Source organism: Thermaerobacter sp. FW80 (genome assembly GCF_004634385.1).
Taxonomy (GTDB): Bacteria; Bacillota; Sulfobacillia; order Thermaerobacterales; family Thermaerobacteraceae; genus Thermaerobacter; species Thermaerobacter composti.
On the sequence record NZ_CP037895.1, the window covers coordinates 694599 to 713275 of the forward strand.

The window sequence follows — 18677 nt, forward strand, 5'->3', positions numbered from 1 at the left end:
CCGCCCGGAGGCGCAGCTTCGGTGTCTATTATATTGGCCCGATCCCGGGCCGCCCGCACCGCCCCAGGAATCCGAACCGGCCCGGGACCCGGCGCCGTGGCGCCCTCCCTGCGGCCGGTCGTCGTCAACCCTTGCGCCCGATCAGTGGGCCGCTTCCGCTGCGGTCGGGCCCGCGGCGTCGCCCTGGACGTCGTCACCCGCCTGGACGGGGGCGACACCGGACGCCGCGCCCGCCTCCGCGCGGGCACCGGCGGTGGCGGCCCCCTGCCCGGCCGCGGCCTCCGACGCCGCCGGCTGGCCCGTGGCCAGCGCCACCAGGCGGTCCACCGCCTTGCGCCGACGGACGTTGGCCACCACGCCATCCATCAGCCCCAGGCGGCGGAACCGCTCGCGCAGCTTGGGCAGGGGCTCGTCCAGGGCCGCGGCCAGCTCGCGCAGCTCCGCCTCGACCTCGGCGTCGGTGACCTGGATCCCCTCGGCCTTGGCCACCGCGTCGAGGACCAGGTCGGTGCGGACGTCGTCCTCCGCCGCGCGCCGGAGCGACTCCTCCAGCTGTTCGCGGGTCTGGCCCGTGGACCGCAGGTAGCCCTCCAGGTCATCGCCCTGGCGTCGGAGCTGGTCCTCGAGGGTGGCGAGCCGCTCCTCCACCCGACGCCGCACCAGCGTCTCCGGCACCTCCAGCCGCGCGCCGGCCACGACCCTCTCCACCACCTGCCGTCGCACCTGGGCCCGAACCCGTTCCTCGGCGAGTCGGGTCAGTTGTTTCTCGACCCTCTCGCGCAACTCCTGCAGGCTGGCCACCCCGGCCACGTCGCGGGCGAAGTCGTCGTCCAGCGTCGGCAGCTGCTTGCGCTTGAGCTCCTTCAGCCGGACGCGGAAAGTGGCGGTCTTGCCCCGCAGACCCTCCTCCGGGTGGTCGTCGGGGAAGGTGACGGGGATGTCCCTCTCCTCCCCCACCCGCATGCCGACGATCCGATCCTCCACCCCGTCCACCAGGCGCCCCGACCCCAGCTCGACGGAGTAGTCCTCGGCGCGGCCGCCCGGAATAGGCTGTCCATCCAGGGTCCCGGCCAGGTCGAGGACGGCCACCATCCCCTTCTCCGCCACGGCGTCCTCACCGGCCGGCTCCAGGGTGGCGTGGAGCTGGCGCCACTGCTCCAGCTCCCGGTCCACGTCCTCCGCGGTGACGGTCGCAGGCGGCACCTCGACGCGCACCGACCGGTAGTCGCCGAGCTCCACGTCCGGCTTGACCTCGACCTCGGCCTTGAAGCGCAAGCCGCTCTCCTCGCTGAAGGCCTCGATCTCGAGCTCCGGCTGGTCGATGGGCTCGATGCCGGTCTCCGCCACCGCCTGCCGGTACGCGTCCGGCAGCAGGTGCTCCAGCGCCTCGTCGTACAGCGCCGCCTTGCCCAGGTGGCGCTCCACCAGGAAGCGGGGCGCCCGGCCCTTGCGGAAGCCCGGGATCTGCACGTGGCGCACCAGGTGGCGGTAGGCGCGGTCCAGCGCCCGGGCCACCGCCTCGGGCTCCACCTCCACGCGCAACGTCGCCCGGCGGTTCTCGATCTTCTCCACCGTCGCCCTCAACGTCGCCCATCCTCCTCGGCACGGGGCCGGCACGGGCGGTGCCGGAGGCGTGACCTCCGCCCAACGGGACCAAGGCAGTCTACCACAAGGCATGGGCCGTGACAATCGACGGGCGGGCGCCGCGCAGGCCCCCCGCGCCACCGGGCCGCGGCCCGCGCCCTGCCACCCCGCCGACCGGGCGCCGCGCCGCGGCTCGGGCTGCTGTCCCGCCGCCGATCGGGCGCCGCCGCGTCGCGCCCACCCCAAGCCGCCGCGCCGCGGCTCGGGCTGCTGTCCCGCCGCCGATCGGGCGCCGCCACCTCGCGCCAACCCCAAACCGCCAGCCGCGCCCCGGGCCCTGTCGGCTGCCCCCTGGCGCGGCGCAGCCCGGGCGCCGCCCGACCCGTGCCCCCGCGCCGACCCGACCGACCCAGGCAGCCCAATACGATGGTGGCGCCCTGCCGATGCCAGCGCGGCGGGCGCCACCGGATGGAGCGGGAGACGGGATTCGAACCCGCGGCCTTCTGCATGGCAAGCAGACGCTCTACCCCTGAGCTACTCCCGCATGCTCTCCTGCGACGGTGCGACCGCCCGCCAGGACGTCGCGGGCGATGTGCGGGCGGGGAGACTCGAACTCCCACGGGACGAGCCCACCAGATCCTAAGTCTGGCGCGTCTGCCATTCCGCCACGCCCGCGCGTCGCCGGCGGTCGCTCCGGCGGGCCGACGACGCCATGCACGGCCCGCCGGCCGTGCGCGTCCTTGATTTTAGCACCATCGTGTGCCCCTGTCCACACGGGTGGACCGCGGGTGCGCCGCGCCTGGTCACCCCGGGATCCAGCGGCGCCCCCGCCCGTGTGGACAATCCCCGGGATTATGGCAAAGTGTATGGGGACGAACCCGCTGCACGCGGCCCATCGGGGACGCACCACGACCACGCAAAGGAGTGACGGCCGTGTCCCAGGCTGGGTGGCAGGTCGACCCCGAATCCGGGTGGCTGGTGGAGAACCAGACCATCGGGTTCGAGATCCGTTGGCGCCTGCAGCGCCTGCTCCACCACGAACGGTCCGCCTACCAGGACATCGTGGTCGCGGAGCTGGAGCGCTTCGGGCGCGCCCTGTTCCTGGACCGCATCCTCCAGGTCGCCGAGCTGGACGAGTTCATCTACCACGAGATGCTCGTCCACGTGCCCTTGGCGGCCCTGCCCGCCGCCCGCCGCGTGCTGATCATCGGCGGTGGCGACGGCGGCACCCTGCGCGAGGTCACGCGCTGGCGCGACGTCGAAGAGGTCCACCTGGTGGAGCTGGACGAGGCGGTGGTGCGGGTGTGCCGCCAGTGGCTCCCGCAGCTGGGTGCCGGCGCGTGGGACGACCCGCGCCTCACCATCCACTACGCCGACGGCTTCGCCTTCCTCGAGGCGGCGCCCGCAGGCCACTACGACGCCATCCTGGTGGACTGCAGCGACCCCGGCACGCCGGCGGACACCCTCTACAGCGAGGCGTTCTACCGGACCGCCCACCGCGCCCTGGCCGAGGGCGGGTGCCTGGTCCAGCAGGCGCTGTCGCCCTTCATCCATCGCGACGTATTGACCACCATCCTGCAGCGCCTGGCGGCGGTCTTCCCCCAGCGGGGCGTCTACTTCTGCCCGTCCATCAGCTATCTCATCGGGCTCCAGGCCTTCGTGTGGGGCGCCAAGGGGACGAACCCGGCCGCCGGCCCGGCCCGGACCGCTCCCGACGGGACCCGTTGGTACACCCCGGAGTCGCACCGCGCCGCCTTCCTCATGCCGCCGGCCCTGGCGATCTTCCGAGCCAGCGCCGGATGACGGGGTCCCGGGCGTGGTCGGCCGGCGTGCGGCCGCGGGCGTCGCGGGCCCGGGGGTCCGCACCCCGGTCCAGCAGCCAGCGGACGGCCGCCCGCTGGCCGGCCAGCGCCGCCACGTGGAGCGGCGTGCCCTGCCAGTCGTTGCGCGCGTCCAGGCACGCGGGATCGCGCCGCAGCCACGCCTCCAGCCGCTCCAGGTCACCGAGCCCGGCGGCCGCGAAGGGACCGATGGTCGCCCCGCGCTCCACCAGGAGCCGGGCCACCTGGGGATGGCCGAAGACGATGGCCCAGTCCAGGGGGGTCTGCCCGCCCTCGCCCTGCGCGTCGATCCGCGCACCGCGGTCGAGGAGCAGGGCGGCGACCTCGGGGTGGCCGAACCGCGCCGCGTAGTGCAGGGGCACCAGGCCCCAGCGGTTGACGGCATCGGGATCGGCCCCCAGGTCCAGCAGGCGGCCGGCCACGTCGGTCCAGCCGTGCCGGGCCGCGTGGTGCAGGGGCGTCATGCCGTTGGGGGCCGTGGCGCGGGCCAGCTCGGGGTGCGCGTCGAGGAGCGCCCGCACCCGGGCGCGACGGCCGTCGCGCCCGGCCCGCAGCAGGGCTGCGGCCGGCCCCTCGGCGGCCGCCGCGTCCTGTCGCCGCCCCGCGGCGACAGGACGCGCGGGCTCTGGCGGGGCGGCGCCCGTCGCCGCCGTCCCGGCCCGGGCTGCCCCCGGTCCAGCCGCCGGCTCGCCCCCATCCCCCGCCGCACCCCGCGGCGGGGCGCCCCCGCCCGGCCACGGGGCATCCCCATCCGGCCGCGGGGCATCCCCCTCCCGCGGGAGGACACCTGGCTCCCTCTCTCCCCTGCCCGGTTCTCCGCGCACTGCGTCGCCTCCCTCGCCTGCCGCCGGGACGCACCGGGACGAGCCGTCCCCGCCGGGACGGCCCCGCACCGCGCGGCCGGGGCCCGGGCTGGGGCCGGGCTCGCCGCGCCCGGGCCGTGCCGGCCGGTCCCGGTCGTCGCGCCGCGGCGCCACGGCAGCAGCGGCTGGGCGCCGGCCCGGCGGATGTCGTCCGTACTGGGCGCCCGACGGGCGCCCGGCACGGACGACCGCTGGACGCTCCGGATGGGGTCCCGCTCCCGGCCGCCCCGTGCCCCGGATGCGGTCTCGCTGCCGGCTCCATGCCCCGTGCCCCGGATGCGGTCCCGCTCCCGGCTCCATGCTAAGGTCCGGGCCGCCCACGGGGAAGACGGGCGGCCCGGGTCCTCGGCCGGCCGCGGTGCGCGCACCGGGCGGGCGCAGCGGGGAGACGACCTGGCGTAGGTCGCCGGGCGGGTGATCCCATGGAACGGGGCCAGGGGCTCACCAGCGGCCAGATGACGATGCTCGCCCTCGGCAGCGCCATCGGCGGCGCCTTCTTCCTCGGGTCGGCGGTGGCCATCCGCAGCGCGGGTCCCGCGGTGCTGCTGGGCTTCGCCGTGGGCGGCCTCGTCGTCTACGTGGTGCTGATGGCCCTCGCCGACCTGACGCTGGAGGACCCGGCCCCCGGTTCCTTCCGCGACTACGCCCAGCGGGCCTTCGGCCCGCTGGCCGGCTTCGTGGTGGGTTGGGTGTACTGGGCCGGGCTGGCCCTGGCGATGTCCAGCGAGGCCACGGCGGCGGCCGTGTTCCTCCGCACCTGGTGGCCCGACGCCTCCGGACCCGTGCTGGCCACCGCCATCGTGCTGGCGGTGACGGGCCTGAACCTCTTGGGCGCGCGCCAGCTGGCGCGCCTGGAGGGCGTGCTGGCGGGCATCAAGCTGCTGGCGGTGGTGGGGTTCATCCTGGTGGCGGGAAGCCTGATCGCCGGGCTGTGGCCCGGGCGCGCACCCGTGGGGTGGGGCGCCCTGGCCCGGGAGCCCTGGGTGGCCGGGGGCGGGCGCGGATTGCTGGGCGCCATGCTGGTGGTCATGTTCACGTACGCGGGCACGGAGGTCATCGGGCTGGCGGCGCCGTCGGCGCGGGACCCGCGGCGCACGGTGCTGCGGGCGGCGCGGCGCACCGCCCTGGCCCTGGCGGGCCTCTACGTCGTGGCGGTGGGCAGCCTGCTGCCGCTGATCCCGACGGCGCGCCTGGACGTGTCGGCCAGCCCGCTGGTGGCCGCCCTGGCGGCCCACGGGCTCGGGACCACCTCGCGCCTGGTGAATGGCGTGCTGGTGACCGCGATCCTCTCGACCATGCTGGCCGTGATGTTCAGCTTGGGCCGCGTGCTGCGGTCCCTGGCCGAGGACGGCATGGGGCCCACCTGGCTGGTGGACCCCGGGACGGTGCCGCGCCGCGGGATCGTCTTCTCGGGGGCCGCCATGCTGGGCGGCGTCGCGCTGGGGTACGTGGTGCCCCGTCAGGTCTACGTGTTCCTGGTCAGCGCCGGCGGGTTCGCCCTGCTGCTGGTCTACGGCAGCATCGTCGCCGCCCACTGGCGGCTGCGGGCCGACGCGGCGCCAGGGGCGAGGCTGGTGCCCGCCTTCCCCTGGAGCAACGCCCTGGTGCTGCTCCTGGTGCTCGCCGTGCTGGCCGGCATGCCCCTGGTGCCCGGCCAGGGGATGGGACTGGCGGCCGGCCTCGCCTTGACCGCGCTGGCGGCCGGGGTCTACGGGCTGCGGCGGCGCGGCGGCCGCCGGCCGGCAGGGCGCGGGACGCGGCGCGGTGCAGACGCGGCGAGCCGCCGGCCCGCCGATGACCGTGCCCCGGCTGCGGCCGGGACGCCGGCGGCGACCCCGGCGCCCGCGGGCGTCCGCCTGCCGAAGGCCGACCCGGCCCCGGCGCCGGCCTGGGACCTCGGGCAGGAGCTGGCACCCCCGACCCGTCAGCCGACGGCCCCAGCGCCCGCTCCGGCGCAGCCGGCCCGGCAGCCGGCGCGCCCGGCCGGGAGCGGCGCCCGGCCGACGCCGGCTGCGCCCGCCCCATCCCGAGGCGCGGGAGCAGCGGGCGGCGGGGGCGGCGGGCCGGCCCGCGGCGAGCGTGGTGCCACCGGAGGCGAGGGACAGCCGCACCGCCCGCGGCGCACCGCCCCTCGGCCCCCGCACCGGCGGACCCGTTAGGGCCTGCGGCCCCGGCTCCTGCAGCACCGCCGCGCCCGCTGGAGTTCCCGCTGCTGGGCCTCCCGGCGACCCGACCGGGTGCGGCGGGGACCGAGCACCGGGGGCCGGACGGGGCCGGCTGCCCGCACCGGATTCCGTCGGCGCCGGGCGCCTTCGCCCCAGGCGCACCCCGCGCCCCCATCCGGGAATGGCGTGCCGCTCCGGGCACCGCTGCCTGAACGGTTCCACGCCCGCCGCAAGGCCGGGAGCGTCCACGGCACCTCCCCACCCTCACCCCGGGCGCGGGCTTGGCGGCGCTCCTTCGCCAGGGCAAGACCCCAGGTTGCAGGCCAAGCGGCCGGCGCCCCCACGGAGGCCAGCGCCCGGCGCTGGCGAGGCGTGGGGTAGGGCGCAGCGGTCCGCCTGCGACCCGCGCGCATGAGGAAGCCCCGAGACCATCCAGGACATCGGACCTGAAGGACCAGAAGATGCGTGCTCGGACAGCGAACCGGCGGGGGAGGGCATGCCCAGCAGTCCTCCGATGGGACGCCATCGCCCTGGTCCATCCCGGTCCAGCATCGCGGGGGCCGGCGGGGCGCGGCGGGGCGCAGGCGGTGGGCCGTGGTAGCGGGCGGGGGCGGTGCACGCCCAGCGCCGGACACGCGAAGGCTCCTGGCGGCACCGCGGCGTGTGCCGCCGCGTGCCGCCAGGAGCCTTCCATCGCCGCCCGGTGGGCCATGAGGGAGTCGAACCCCCAACACCCCGGTTAAAAGCCGGGTGCTCTGCCAGTTGAGCTAATGGCCCTCCACCTGCTGGGGCGGCAGGATTCGAACCTGCGATCGAGGATCCAAAGTCCCCTGCCTTACCGCTTGGCTACGCCCCACCGTGGTCCGTGCGCGTGCGGCGCGCCCACCGTGCGGCCCGCTTCGCTCCCGAATGACGGGCGCCATGGCAACCGGCGGCTCGGAACGCGCCGCGTTCCGAGCCGCCGTCGTGGGTGACTGAGGGGATTCGAACCCCCGACCTCCAGGGCCACAACCTGGCGCTCTAACCAACTGAGCTACAGCCACCACGCAACGCCTGCGCACCATCGCCGCGCCTGCCGCGGTCGAGGGCTGCCCGCGGGCGGTGCGCCGCCGGTACCGGGCCTGCCCGCCGCGCCGCGCCGGTACCGGGCCTGCCCGCCCCGCCGCGAGCAGGGCGGCTTGCCGCGAGGCGGCCGACGTGCGCCGGCCCTCCCCATCATAGCACAACCCGCCTGGATCGAGCACGACCGGCGTGCGCCGGGGGCCCGCCGGGGCGCCCGCACCCGTTCCATCCCGGCAAGACCCGATGGCGCGCCCGGAGGGATTTGAACCCCCGACCCACCGCTTAGAAGGCGGTCGCTCTTCCGCTGAGCTACGGGCGCGGGCCGGCGCCGCGCCGCGGCGCCCTGCTGAGCGGGAGACGGGAATCGAACCCGCGTCACCGGCTTGGAAGGCCGGCGCTCTACCATTGAGCTACTCCCGCGCGCACCGGTCGTGTCGGGGCGGGCGGATTCGAACCGCCGACCTCTTGCTCCCAAAGCAAGCGTGCTGCCCCTGCACCACGCCCCGCCGCACCGCGCCGTCACTTAACTATACCGTCCACCAGCCAGGCTCGCAACGCCGGCAGCAGCGCCCGCAGCGCCCGGCTGCGGTGGCTGACGCGGTTCTTGGCCTCGAGGCCGGCCTCGGCGAAGGTCATGCCGAGTTCGTCCGACAGGAACAGCGGGTCGTAGCCGAAGCCCCCTGTACCCCGGGGCGCCTCCAGGATCCGGCCCCGGGTCTCGCCCTCGGCCCACGTCCAGCGGCCGTCGGGCAGGGCCAGGACGACCACGGCCCGGAACCGCGCCGTGCGCCGCTCCGCGGGGACCCCCGCCAGCTCCGCCAGCAGTCGCGCGTTGTTGGCCGCGTCGGTGGCATCGGGTCCCGCATAGCGGGCGGAGTGCACGCCGGGCCTTCCGCCCAGGGCGTCCACGCACAGGCCGGAGTCGTCGGCCAGGGCCGGCAGGCCGGTCTGCCGGGCCACGGCCACGGCCTTGAGGCGCGCGTTCTCGAGGAAGGTGGCCCCCGTCTCCTCCGGCAGGACCACCGTCGGGAAGGCGTCGAGGGTGGTGACCGCCAAGGGCAGCCCCGCCGCCGCCAGCAGCCGCTCCAGCTCGCGCACCTTGCCGCGATTGCGCGTGGCCAGCACCAGGCGACCGGCGGCCCGCGAGCCGGGCGCCGCGGGTTCCGGGGCCTCCGGCCGCCGGCGGTCGCCGTCTGCACTTGCGCCCCTCGGGTGGGTGTCCAAGGCCGTCGCCTCCCCTTCGGGATCCCGCCGTCCTGCAGCCGCTGCCGCCCGCATCCCGGCGGTCGGCCATGGCACACGGGCCAGGCGGGGTCCTGGCGGGTCGCGCCCGCCACCGCCGCCGCGGCCGCCGCGGGCCAGCCGGCAGGCCCTGCGGCACGCTCCCGCGCCCGGATCCGAGGCCGGCCCCGGCTCCCGCCCGGAGGCCGGCGCGGCCCGACGCGCCCGCTACGCCACCCGGACGAGACCGGCCTTGAGGATCTTCAAGGCCGCCAACCGGTCGACCTCCGCCAGCAGGCCGGCGTGGCTGAGCAGGTAGTCGCCGTCGACCCACAGGGCGGCCCGGCGCGGCCTGAGCACCGGCCCGTTCCCCGCCGGGTCGAGGGCGGCGGCGAGGATGCGGGCCGGGTCAGGCGCATGGCGGAAGATGCCCCCCGTCCCGATGACGTGCCCGACCGACCGCAGGTCCTTGCCGTGCTGGACCCAGCGCCGCCCGTGGGGCGTGACCAGGGGCTCCCGCCGGCCGGCGTGCCGCTCCACCGCCACCCGTACCGCCGCCCGGGCCAGCTCCTGATCCGCCTCCTGCTCCGCCGGTTCGTCCGGCCCGGGGACGAAGGGGGGATCCGCCGCCCGGCGACGGGCGCGGCGCCGCCACGTCTCGGCCTCGCCGCCCGCCTGCACCAGGCCGGCGGCCTCCACCAGCGAGGGGGCGCCGTGGCGCAGGCCCAGGTCCCCCTCCACGGTGCGCTGGCTGCGAGGTGGCGGCAGCCCGCGCAGCACCGTCTTGCCGTCGGTGGGCCGGCCGTCGGCGACGGAGTGGACGTCGGTGGTGGCGCCGCCGACGTCGACCACCAGCAGCTCCCCCAGGCCGGCGGCGTCGCCGGCCCCCTCCGCCAGCAGCTCGGCCCCGCGCAGGGCCGCCGCCGGCGTGGGCATCAGGATGGCCCCGAGGCGCGCCTCCACCGTCCGCCACCCGCGGGCCACCACGATGCGCTCCATGAAGACGCGGCGGATCGCCTCCCGCGCCGGCTCCACCTGGATGGTGTCCAGCCGCGGCAGCACGTTGGCGACCACCACCGCCTGCTTGCCGGCGCGCTCCAGGATCGCGGCCGCCTCGGGCGCGGCCTCCCGGTTCCCCGCCACCACCACCGCGGCGGCCGTGGGGCACCGGGCCAGGGCGCGGGCGAGATCCAGCAGCGCCGTGCGGTTGCCGCCGTCGGTGCCGCCCGCCAGGAGCACGATCTCCGGATCCAGCGCGGCTAGCCGGTCCAGGTCGGCCGGCCCGAGGGTGCCGCTGAAGGTGGCCAGGACCCGCGCCCCGGCGCCCAGCGCGGCGCGCCGGGCCGCCTCGGCGGTCAGCCCGGGCACGAGGCCGACGGCCACCATGCGCAGGCCCCCGCCGGCGCTGGAGCAGGCCAGCCGGTGGTGAAAGGGCGGCAGCGGGGCGCCGTAGGCCCGCTCCAGCGCGGCCAGGGCGGCGTCCAGCCCGTGCTCCAGGCCGGTGGCGTAGGTGGTGGGCGCCTCGGCCCGCGCCAGCAGGCGCGGTTCGTCCAGGTCGACGGCGGCCACCTTGGTGAAGGTGCTGCCGAAGTCGACCAGCAGGGCGGCGTTCATCGGCATCCTCCTCGGGACGGCGTCCCCTGGAGCCGGTGGCGCTGCCCATAAGCCCCTGACGCCCGGTCCGGGCGCGCGGCAGGGTCTGGGCGCCGGTCCCGCCGCACGGCGGCACCTGGGCGGCGGTCCTACCGCGCGCGGTGGCGCTCGCGCGCCCGACCCGCCGCGCAGCGGCGCCCCCTCGCCGGGACCCGCCGGCTCACTTGCCCTTGCGCACGAACCCGCGGACGCCGCCGATGGCGCGGCGCGTGTCGAGGACGGTGACGAAGGCGTGGGGCTCGCGCTGCCGCAGGATCTCCAGCAGTTGCGGCAGGGCCTTGCGCTCCACCGTGATCAGCAGCACGGTGCGCTGCCCCTCGCGCCCCTGTCCCTCCAGCTCGGTCACGCCGTAGCCCTGACGGCGCAGGTCGTCGGCCAGGAAGCGGCCGCCGCTGCCATGGGGCACCACCTGGACCATCTCCACCCCCAGGGCCAGCCGCTCCTCCAGCAGGCCGCCCAGGTAGCTGCCGGTGGCGAACCCCAAGGCGTAGAAGACCAGGGTCAGCGGCCGCTCGTGCAGGCGTTCCACCACGAATCCCAGGGCGAGGATGTAGATCGTCACCTCGAAGAGCCCGACCACCGAGCCCAGCAGCCGCTGCCCGCGGAAGACCAGCATGAGCCGCAGGGTGCTGAGGCTGACGTCGGCGACCCGCGCCAGGAACACCAGCGCGTAGCTCAGGACCGGGTCCATGGGCGGCCGCCCCCTGCACCCGCCCCGGCCGCCGCGGGACCGGCGCGCCGACGGTCGGCGGTCGGCGTCGCGCGGCCGGCCGCCCGGTCCGACCCACCGCCCCGCGGCGCGGCCTCGCCTTCGCCACCGGGCAGCCAGCGCGCCGCCAGGCCGAGGGCGCGGCGACCGAAGCGGCGGCGCACCCGGTCGACGGCCTCCGCCAGCCGCAGGCTGCGGGTGTCGCCCGGCCATAGGGACAGCTGCTGGGGATCGTCGCGGTGGACCAGCCCTGCAGCCGCCACCCCCACCAGGCGCAGCCAGCGGTCCGCGGGCACGTGGCGCGCCAAGAGCTCCCGCGCCACGGCGAACAGCTCGCCATCGGCGCAGATCGGCCGGGGCAGGGCGCGGCTGCGGGTGATGGTGGTGAAGTCCGCATACCGCACCTTCAGGGTCACCTGGGTGGCCCGATACCCGTGCTGGCGCAGGCGGGTGCCCAACTCCTCGCAGAGCTCCGCCAGCACGGGCAGGACCGCCGCCGGCTGCCGGTCGCGGCCGAAGGTGCGCTCCTCGCTGAGGGAGCGGGTGGGCGCCGGCACCCCCACCGGGCGCGGATCCCAACCCCGCGCCCGGGCCTGCAGCTCGGCGGCCCGGCCCTTGAGCAGGCGCTGCAGCACCAGGGGGTCGGCCGCCGCCAGCTGCCCCAGCGTGGCGATGCCCGCGCGGCGCAGCCGCTGGGCCGTGGCCGGCCCCAGGCCCGGCAACGCCTCCACCGGCTGGGGCGCCAGCCACGCCTGGACGCCCTCGGGCGGCACGGCCAGGAGCCCGTCGGGCTTGGCCATCTGGCACGCCATCTTGGCCACCAGCCGGTTGGGCCCCACCCCGACGGTCATGGCCAGCCCCACCTCGCGCCGCACCGCCTCCCGCAGGCGCCGCGCGGCCGCGACCCCGTCGCCCGCCACCTCCAGGTACGCCTCGTCGATGGAGACGGGTTCGACGACCGGGCTCTCCCGCGCCAGGATGGCCATCACCTGGCGGGACACCTCGGCGTAGCGCTCGCGGCGCACGGGGAGGAACACGGCATGGGGGCAGAGGCGCCGCGCCTGGGCCAGGGGCATGGCCGAGCGCACGCCGAAGGCCCGGGCCTCGTAGGAGCAGGTGGCCACCACACCCCGCGACCCGGGATCGCCACCGACGATCACCGGCCGCCCCCGCAGCTCGGGCCGGTCCCGCTGCTCCACGGCGGCGAAGAAGGCGTCGAGGTCGCAGTGCAGCACCCAGCGCTGCATCGGACTCCCCTCCGGGCTCGCGGACCGGGCCCCGTCGGCGCATCCGGCGCCGCGGCCCCGACCGGCGACGGACCGCCCGCTCCCCGGTCCGCGTGCCCCCTTGGACACCTAGAACCCCTTCCGCGCGCCCCCGACATGCCGGCGCCCCGGGCGGCCGGCCGAGGCCGGCCGCCCGGGGCGCCGCGATGACCGCGACAACCGGTGGAGGTGCGGGGATTTGCACCCCGGTCCGCCAGCGGGCCAGCCGGAGCCTCTACGAGCGTAGCCCCTGTCCGGTTCTCGCCCACCGGGCCCCCAGGGGCAGGGTCCGCGGCAGGCCAGCCCGCCTTGGGGATCTCGCCGCCGGCTCTGCGGGCGGAGCCGACAGCCAGCCTGCTGGGTTGGAACCGCGTCAGCCCCGCAGGCGAGGGCTCACGCGGCTTGGCCGCTATCGATCAAGCAGCCAGGGCAAGCTCTTCGTCGGCACTTATCGCCGTGCCGCTGTTTAACGAGGCGCGGCACCTCGGCTCGCTTCTCCGGCCCACCCTACCGGCGTCGAATCTAGGATCACCCCCGCGCTGTGCCCTGCACGCCGCCCCCTCGGGCAGGGCAGGAGGCGGCTACCGGCATTATAGCACGGCACCACGCCCTGGCGTGGCCCCGGCGCGCCCGGCCGGCGCGATCCCGCCCGACGGCGGCCGATGCCCGTCAGCGGCGGGCGCGCAGCGCCTGGGCCATGCGCCGCTGGGCCTCCCTCTGGGCGATGGCGGCCCGCTTGTCGTAGCGCTTCTTGCCGCGGGCCAGGGCGAGCTCCACCTTGGCCCAGCCGCCCTTGAGATAGAGGCGCAGCGGCACCAGGGTGTAGCCCCGCTCCCGCACCCGCCCCGCCAGGTAGTCGATCTCCCGCCGATGCAGGAGCAGCTTCCGCGGGCGGTCCGGCTCGTGGTTGAACCGGTTGCCGTGCTCGTAGGGCGCGATGTGCATGCCGTACAGCCACACCTCGCCGCCCTCGACGCGGGCGTGGCTGTCCCGCAGGTTGACGCGCCCCGCGCGGATCGACTTGATCTCCGTCCCGGTCAACACCAGCCCCGCCTCGAAGGTCTCGTCGATGAAGTAGTCGTGGCGCGCCTTGCGGTTGTCTGCGATCAGGCGCACGCCCTCAGCCCGTCCCGCCATGGCTCCCCTCTCCCGCCGCCCGCGGCCTGGGGTCGCCGGCCGGCCCCTGCCGGGCCGGTGCCGCCGGGGTTGGGGTGCGTCGCCCGGGCGCGGCCGCCCCCGCGGCGCCTGGGCCCGTGGCCGGCCGCCGTGCGACGTCCCGTGGGATGCCCAGCGCCCTCACCGCCGCCGGCGCCGGCGACGCGCTCCCTCCGCGGCGGCGGCCGCCTCGGCTGCCGCCGCCTTGCCCGGGGGCTGCGCGGCGTCGCCCGGGGTGCCGGCCGCGTTCCTCCCGCGCCGATCGCGCCGCCGCCCGGTCGCCGCGGTACGCCGGCGCCGCGCCTCGGCCTTCGCGGTGGATCCCCGCGCGCCCTTCCCCGCCGTGACCGCCCCGGCCGCCGCGGTCCCCCCGGCGCGCCGGGCCCGACCGCCCCCGGCGCCCGCCCGCCCCGCGGTCCCGCCGCGGGAGGCCGCGGCGTCGCGCCCCGCCCCACCGGACCGCCGGCCGGCCCGCGCCGCGCGGCCGGCGTAGTCTTCCAGCTCCCCGGCCAGCTCCGCTAAGACCAGGTCGACGGTGCGCGCCTCGGGGTCGACCTTGGCCACCACCACCTCCACCTCGTCGCCGAGGCGGAAGGTGCGGCGGGTGCGCTCGCCCACCAGGCTGTAGAGCTTCTCCTCGTAGTGATAGTAATCGTCGGTCAGCGTGCTGACATGGACCAGCCCCTCCACCAGGTTGGGCAGGGTGACGAACAGGCCGAAGGGCGCCACGCCGGAGATGATGCCCCGGTACGTCTCGCCGACCTTGTCCACCATGAACTGGACCTTCTTGAGGTCGACGCTCTCCCGCTCGGCTTCCTCCGCCACCCGCTCCTGCTGCGAGCAGTGGTCGGCGATCTCCGGCAGCATCGCCTCCAGCCGCTCCACCCGCTCCGGCGGCAGGCTGCCGCGGGTGACCAGCTCCTTGACGATGCGGTGGACCACCAGGTCGGGGTACCGGCGGATGGGCGAGGTGAAGTGGCAGTAGAAGCGCGCCGCCAGGCCGAAGTGACCCAGCGCCTCGGTGGCGTAGCGGGCCCGCTTCATGGTGCGCAGGACCACGGCGTTGACCAGGTACTCCTCCGGGCGCCCCTCCACCTGCTTGAGCACCCGCTGGAAGAGGCGCGGGTGCAGCTTGCGCCGCGGCGGCAGCGGATAGCCGAGGATGGTGAGGAACGCGGCCAGTTCCTCCACCTCCTCGGGATCGGGCTCCTCGTGCACGCGGTAGATGAAGGGCACCTGGCGCCAGTGGCAGTGCTCCGCCACCGTCTCGTTCGCCGCGATCATGAACTCCTCGATGATCCGCGTGGCCACCGTGCGCTCGCGCCGCAGCAGCTCCCTGGGCATCCCCTGTTCGTCCAGCACCACCTTGACCTCGGCGATGTCGAAGTCGATGCTGCCCCGCCGCTCCCGGCGGGCCGTCAGGCGCGCGGCCAGCTGGGCCATGTCCTCCAGCATGGGCAGCACGTCGGCATGCTGCTCGCGCAGGGCCCGCACCTCGGGGTCGTCGGGCGAACCCTCCAGCATGCGCTGCACGCCCTCGTAGGTCAGCCGATGGCGGCTGCGGATGACGCTGGGGAAGATCTCGTAGGCCACGCGCCGCCCGCGGGCGTCGAAGTCCATGACGACGGAGACCGTCAGGCGATCGACCCGCGGGTTGAGGCTGCAGATGCCGTTGGAGAGCCGCGGCGGCAGCATGGGCACCACCCGGTCCACCAGGTACACGCTGGTGGCCCGGCGGCGCGCCTCCAGGTCCAGGGGACTGCCCTCCGGCACGTAGTGGGAGACGTCGGCGATGTGCACGCCCAGGCGCCAGACGGCCTCGCCGCCCTCCGGGAGCCGCTGCAGCGACACCGCGTCGTCCAGGTCCTTGGCGTCGGCGCCGTCGATGGTGACCACCAGCCAGTCCCGCAGGTCGCGCCGCCCGCGGCGATCCCGGGCGGTCACGCGCTCGGGGACGCGCTCCGCCTGGGCCAGGGCGGCGGCGGGGAACTCCACCCGGAGCCCGGCCTTGGCGACGATGGCGGCGACGTCGACGCCCGGCGCGTCGGCGGGTCCCAACACCCGGACGACCCGGCCCTCGGGACCGCGGCGCCTCTCGGGCCAGCGGGTGATCTCGACGACCACCATGTCGCCGGGCTTGGCGCCGCCCAGCTGTCCCGCGGGGATGAACACGTCCCAGAAGAGCCGCTGGTCCAGGGGCGTGACGAAGCCGTAGCCGTCCCGTCCCGGCTGCCCCTCCAGCCGCCCCACCAGCTCGCGGTTGGCCCGCTCCAGGATGCGGATGACCTCGCCCTCGGGCTTGCGACCGTCCCGCCCCCGACCCACCAGGCGCACCACGACCCGGTCGCGGTGCATGGCGCCGCCCAGGTTCTCCGCCGGGATGAACACGTCCTCGCCGTCGGGCTGGATCAGGAAGGCGTACCCCTTGGGGTGGCAGTGGAGCACGCCCACGGCCAGGTTCATCCGTTCGGGCAGGCCGTAACGCCGGGTGCGGGTGCGCACCACCCGGCCCGCGGCCTCCAGCCGCTCGAGGGCGGCGCGAAAGGCGGACTCGGCGTCGGGCCCGTCCACGCCCATGGCGGCCGCCAGCTGGGAGGCGGTCAGCGGCCGGTATGCCCGCTCGCGCATGAAGCCGAGGATGCGCTCCTCCCACGCCGCGATGGCGGATTCGGCTTCGGCGGAGGAACCGGCCTGCCCGGGCGCACCCCCCGGCTGGCCCCCCGCGGCGGCCGCGGAGGCCTTCCCCCCGCGGCCGCGGCCCGGGCGATCCGCGTCGGACCCGTCGGCCCCCTGTCTTCTCCGTCTCGGCAATGCCATTCCCTCCCGGGCCCGGGAACGGCCCGGGACCCCGATTCACATCCATGATACACGGCGGCCACCGGCCGCGCAGGCCCCGTCGCCCGCAAGCCCCGTGGGGCGCCCGCCGCGGCAGCGTCCGCCGGCGCGACCGGGGACTCGACCGCGGGACGCCGCCCGCCCGCCTAGCCGGCGGCGCGCTGGAAGAGCGGGGCGAACACCAGCGCCACCACCGACATCAGCTTGATCAGGATGTTCAGCGAGGGGCCGGCCGTGTCCTTGAAGGGATCCCCCACGGTGTCGCCCACCACCGCCGCCCGGTGGGACGCCGAGCCCTTGCCGCCCAGGGCGCCCCCCTCGATGTACTTCTTCGCGTTGTCCCAGGCGCCCCCGGCGTTGGCCATGAAGATCGCCACCAGGACGCCGGTGACCAGCGCTCCCGCCAGCAGCCCGCCGACGGCCGCCGGTCCCAGCAGCCAGCCCACCACCAGGGGCGCCGCCACGGCCAGCAGGCCGGGCGCCACCATCTGGGCCAGGGCGGCGCGGGTGCTGATGTCGACGCAGCGGGCGTAGTCCGGGCGGTCGTCCCCGGTCAGGATGCCCGGCCGCTCGCGGAACTGGCGGCGCACCTCCTCGATCATGGCGAAGGCGGCGCGCCCCACCGCCTCGACGGCCAGGGAGGAGAACAGCATGGGGAGCATCCCCCCCACCAGCGCGCCGATCATGACCCGAGGCTCCAGCAGGTCGATGGCGCCCAGGCCGGTGGTGGCGGCGTAGGCGGAGAAGAGGCCCAGCGCTGTCAGCGCCGCCGAGCCGATGGCGAAGCCCTTGCCCATGGCCGCGGTGGTGTTGCCCACCGCGTCCAGCCGGTCGGTGACGGCCCGCACCTCGGCGGGCAGGCCCGCCATCTCCGCGATGCCGCCGGCGTTGTCGGCGATGGGGCCGTAGGCGTCGACGGCGACGGTGATGCCGGTGGTCGCCAGCATGCCGACGGCGGCCACGGCGATGCCGTACAGCCCGGCGACGTGGTGGGCGACCAGCGTGGCCGCCCCCACCACCAGCACCGGCAGGGCCGTGCTCTTCATCCCCACGGCCAGGCCGGCCAGCACGTTGGTCGCCGGCCCGGTGGCCGCCGACCGCGCCACCTGCCGGGCGGGCGGCCGGTCGCCGGCGGTGTAGTACTCCGTCACCAGCCCCACCAGCACGCCAGCGGCCAGGCCCGCGACCATGGCCACGGCGGCCTGGGGCAGGCCCAGCCAGCCGGCGGCCAGGCCGCCGCCCCCGGCCAGGGCGAAGGCCGCCGTCAGCGTGCCGCGCCGCAAGGCCCGGGCGGGGTCGTCACCCGAGCCGGCTTGGGTCACGGCGATGCCCAGCAGCGAGGCGACCACGCCCAGCGCCGCCAGCACCAGCGGGAAGACCACCGCGGCCCCGCCGCCGGAGCTGGCCGCGCCACCCGCCGCCGCCACCACCACCGCCGCCACCAGCGACCCCACGTAGGACTCGAACAGGTCGGCCCCCATACCCGCCACGTCGCCCACGTTGTCGCCCACGTTGTCGGCGATCACCGCCGGGTTGCGGGGATCGTCCTCGGGGATGCCCGCCTCCAGCTTGCCGACCAGGTCGGCGCCCATGTCCGCCGCCTTGGTGTAGATGCCGCCGCCGACCCGGGCGAACAGCGCCACGGAGCTGGCGCCCATGGCGAAACCGTTGAGGACGGCCAGCGTCGCGGGCCGCCCCGGGTCGACCCAGAGGAGGTACAGCAGTCCCAACCCCAGCAGCCCGAGGCCCACCACGGCCAACCCCATCACCGCGCCGCCGCGGAAGGCCACCGCCAAGGCGCCGGCCAGTCCGTGCCGCTCGGCCATGCGGGCGGTGCGCACGTTGGCGGTGGTCGCCACCCGCATGCCCCCGTAGCCCGCCGCCAGGGAGGCGGTCGCCCCCAGCAGGTAGGCCGCCGCCACCGCCGGACCGAAGCCCGACCCGGGCGCCCCGCGCCCCGCCAGGAACAGCACCCCGGCCATCCCGCCGACGAAGACCACCAACACCTGGTACTCCCGGGCCAGGAAGGCCATGGCGCCCTCCTGGATGGCCCGCGCCACGTCCACCATCCTGCCCTCGCCGGCCTCGGTCCGGGCCACGCTCCGGGCCATGGCAAGCGCCACCGCCAGCGCCAACAGGCCCGCGACCGGGGCAAGGAGGGCCAGTTCCCGCTCCGCCACGGCACGACCCCTCCCTCGGCGCCCTGCGACGCCCCGGGGCGCGCAGGCTCCTGGGAAGTCCTATGCCGGGCGTCGGCTTGTCATCCCCCAAGACGCCAAGGACGCGGCGGGCCCGCCCACCCCAGCGGGTGGGCGGGCCCGCCG

The 18677-nt window shown here is 76.6% G+C and carries 11 protein-coding genes, 8 tRNA genes and 1 other RNA gene; 2 read left to right on the forward strand and 18 right to left on the reverse strand.

The window, feature by feature from the left end; all coding sequences use genetic code 11:
• Positions 1-141 precede the first annotated feature (141 nt).
• The 3 genes from tig to E1B22_RS02850 all read right to left on the reverse strand — a co-directional run bounded on the left by tig (position 142) and on the right by E1B22_RS02850 (position 2259).
• A complete protein-coding gene (gene tig / locus E1B22_RS02840) occupies positions 142-1584 on the reverse strand; it encodes a trigger factor (protein WP_167758837.1) in 1443 nt (480 codons plus the stop codon).
• A gap of 469 nt (positions 1585-2053) precedes the next feature.
• Positions 2054-2128 (reverse strand) — tRNA-Gly (locus E1B22_RS02845).
• A gap of 49 nt (positions 2129-2177) precedes the next feature.
• A tRNA-Leu gene (locus E1B22_RS02850) sits at positions 2178-2259 on the reverse strand.
• A gap of 258 nt (positions 2260-2517) precedes the next feature.
• Between E1B22_RS02850 and speE the strand changes: the two genes are divergently transcribed.
• Positions 2518-3387 (forward strand): polyamine aminopropyltransferase, encoded by an 870-nt coding sequence (speE, locus tag E1B22_RS02855; protein ID WP_135224483.1) that lies wholly within the window; start codon positions 2518-2520, stop codon positions 3385-3387.
• On the opposite strand, the gene E1B22_RS02860 is transcribed toward speE, so the two are convergent.
• Positions 3344-4249 carry an ankyrin repeat domain-containing protein gene (locus tag E1B22_RS02860; RefSeq protein ID WP_305791211.1) on the reverse strand — a complete coding sequence of 302 codons (906 nt, stop codon included), beginning with the start codon at positions 4247-4249 and terminating at the stop codon, positions 3344-3346. The genes speE and E1B22_RS02860 overlap by 44 nt on opposite strands.
• Positions 4250-4710: 461 nt before the next feature.
• On the opposite strand from E1B22_RS02860, the gene E1B22_RS02865 reads away from it, so the two are divergent.
• Complete coding sequence (locus tag E1B22_RS02865; RefSeq protein ID WP_243123662.1) at positions 4711-6447, forward strand: amino acid permease; 1737 nt, start codon at positions 4711-4713, stop codon at positions 6445-6447.
• Between the two features lie 710 nt (positions 6448-7157).
• Here the strand turns inward: E1B22_RS02865 and E1B22_RS02875 are convergent.
• From E1B22_RS02875 to E1B22_RS02940, 14 genes are all read right to left on the reverse strand, one after another.
• Positions 7158-7230 (reverse strand) — tRNA-Lys (locus E1B22_RS02875).
• Positions 7231-7238: 8 nt separating this feature from the next.
• Positions 7239-7309, reverse strand: a tRNA-Gln gene (locus tag E1B22_RS02880).
• 113 nt (positions 7310-7422) lie between these two features.
• A tRNA-His gene (locus tag E1B22_RS02885) sits at positions 7423-7496 on the reverse strand.
• Between the two features lie 263 nt (positions 7497-7759).
• A tRNA-Arg gene (locus E1B22_RS02890) sits at positions 7760-7834 on the reverse strand.
• A 30-nt stretch (positions 7835-7864) separates the two neighbouring features.
• Positions 7865-7935 (reverse strand) — tRNA-Gly (locus tag E1B22_RS02895).
• Positions 7936-7949: 14 nt separating this feature from the next.
• Positions 7950-8021, reverse strand: a tRNA-Pro gene (locus E1B22_RS02900).
• Positions 8022-8034: 13 nt separating this feature from the next.
• A complete protein-coding gene (locus tag E1B22_RS02905; RefSeq protein WP_243123820.1) occupies positions 8035-8643 on the reverse strand; it encodes an XTP/dITP diphosphatase in 609 nt (202 codons plus the stop codon).
• A gap of 321 nt (positions 8644-8964) precedes the next feature.
• Entirely contained in the window at positions 8965-10350 is a 1386-nt protein-coding gene (glmL, locus tag E1B22_RS02910) for a methylaspartate mutase accessory protein GlmL (protein ID WP_135224485.1), read from the reverse strand.
• A 199-nt stretch (positions 10351-10549) separates the two neighbouring features.
• Positions 10550-11080 (reverse strand): DUF2179 domain-containing protein, encoded by a 531-nt coding sequence (locus E1B22_RS02915; protein ID WP_135224486.1) that lies wholly within the window; start codon positions 11078-11080, stop codon positions 10550-10552.
• Complete coding sequence (gene dinB / locus E1B22_RS02920; RefSeq protein WP_135224487.1) at positions 11065-12345, reverse strand: DNA polymerase IV; 1281 nt, start codon at positions 12343-12345, stop codon at positions 11065-11067. The genes E1B22_RS02915 and dinB overlap by 16 nt, the downstream gene beginning before the upstream one ends.
• 199 nt (positions 12346-12544) lie before the next feature.
• Positions 12545-12899, reverse strand: a transfer-messenger RNA (tmRNA) gene (gene ssrA, locus E1B22_RS02925).
• A 133-nt stretch (positions 12900-13032) separates the two neighbouring features.
• Positions 13033-13500 (reverse strand): SsrA-binding protein SmpB, encoded by a 468-nt coding sequence (gene smpB, locus E1B22_RS02930; RefSeq protein WP_135224488.1) that lies wholly within the window; start codon positions 13498-13500, stop codon positions 13033-13035.
• A gap of 159 nt (positions 13501-13659) precedes the next feature.
• On the reverse strand, positions 13660-16335 hold the full coding sequence (rnr, locus tag E1B22_RS02935) for a ribonuclease R (RefSeq protein WP_135224489.1): 2676 nt from the start codon (positions 16333-16335) through the stop codon (positions 13660-13662).
• A gap of 164 nt (positions 16336-16499) precedes the next feature.
• On the reverse strand, positions 16500-18533 hold the full coding sequence (locus E1B22_RS02940; RefSeq protein WP_135224490.1) for a sodium-translocating pyrophosphatase: 2034 nt from the start codon (positions 18531-18533) through the stop codon (positions 16500-16502).
• Positions 18534-18677: the final 144 nt, after the last annotated feature.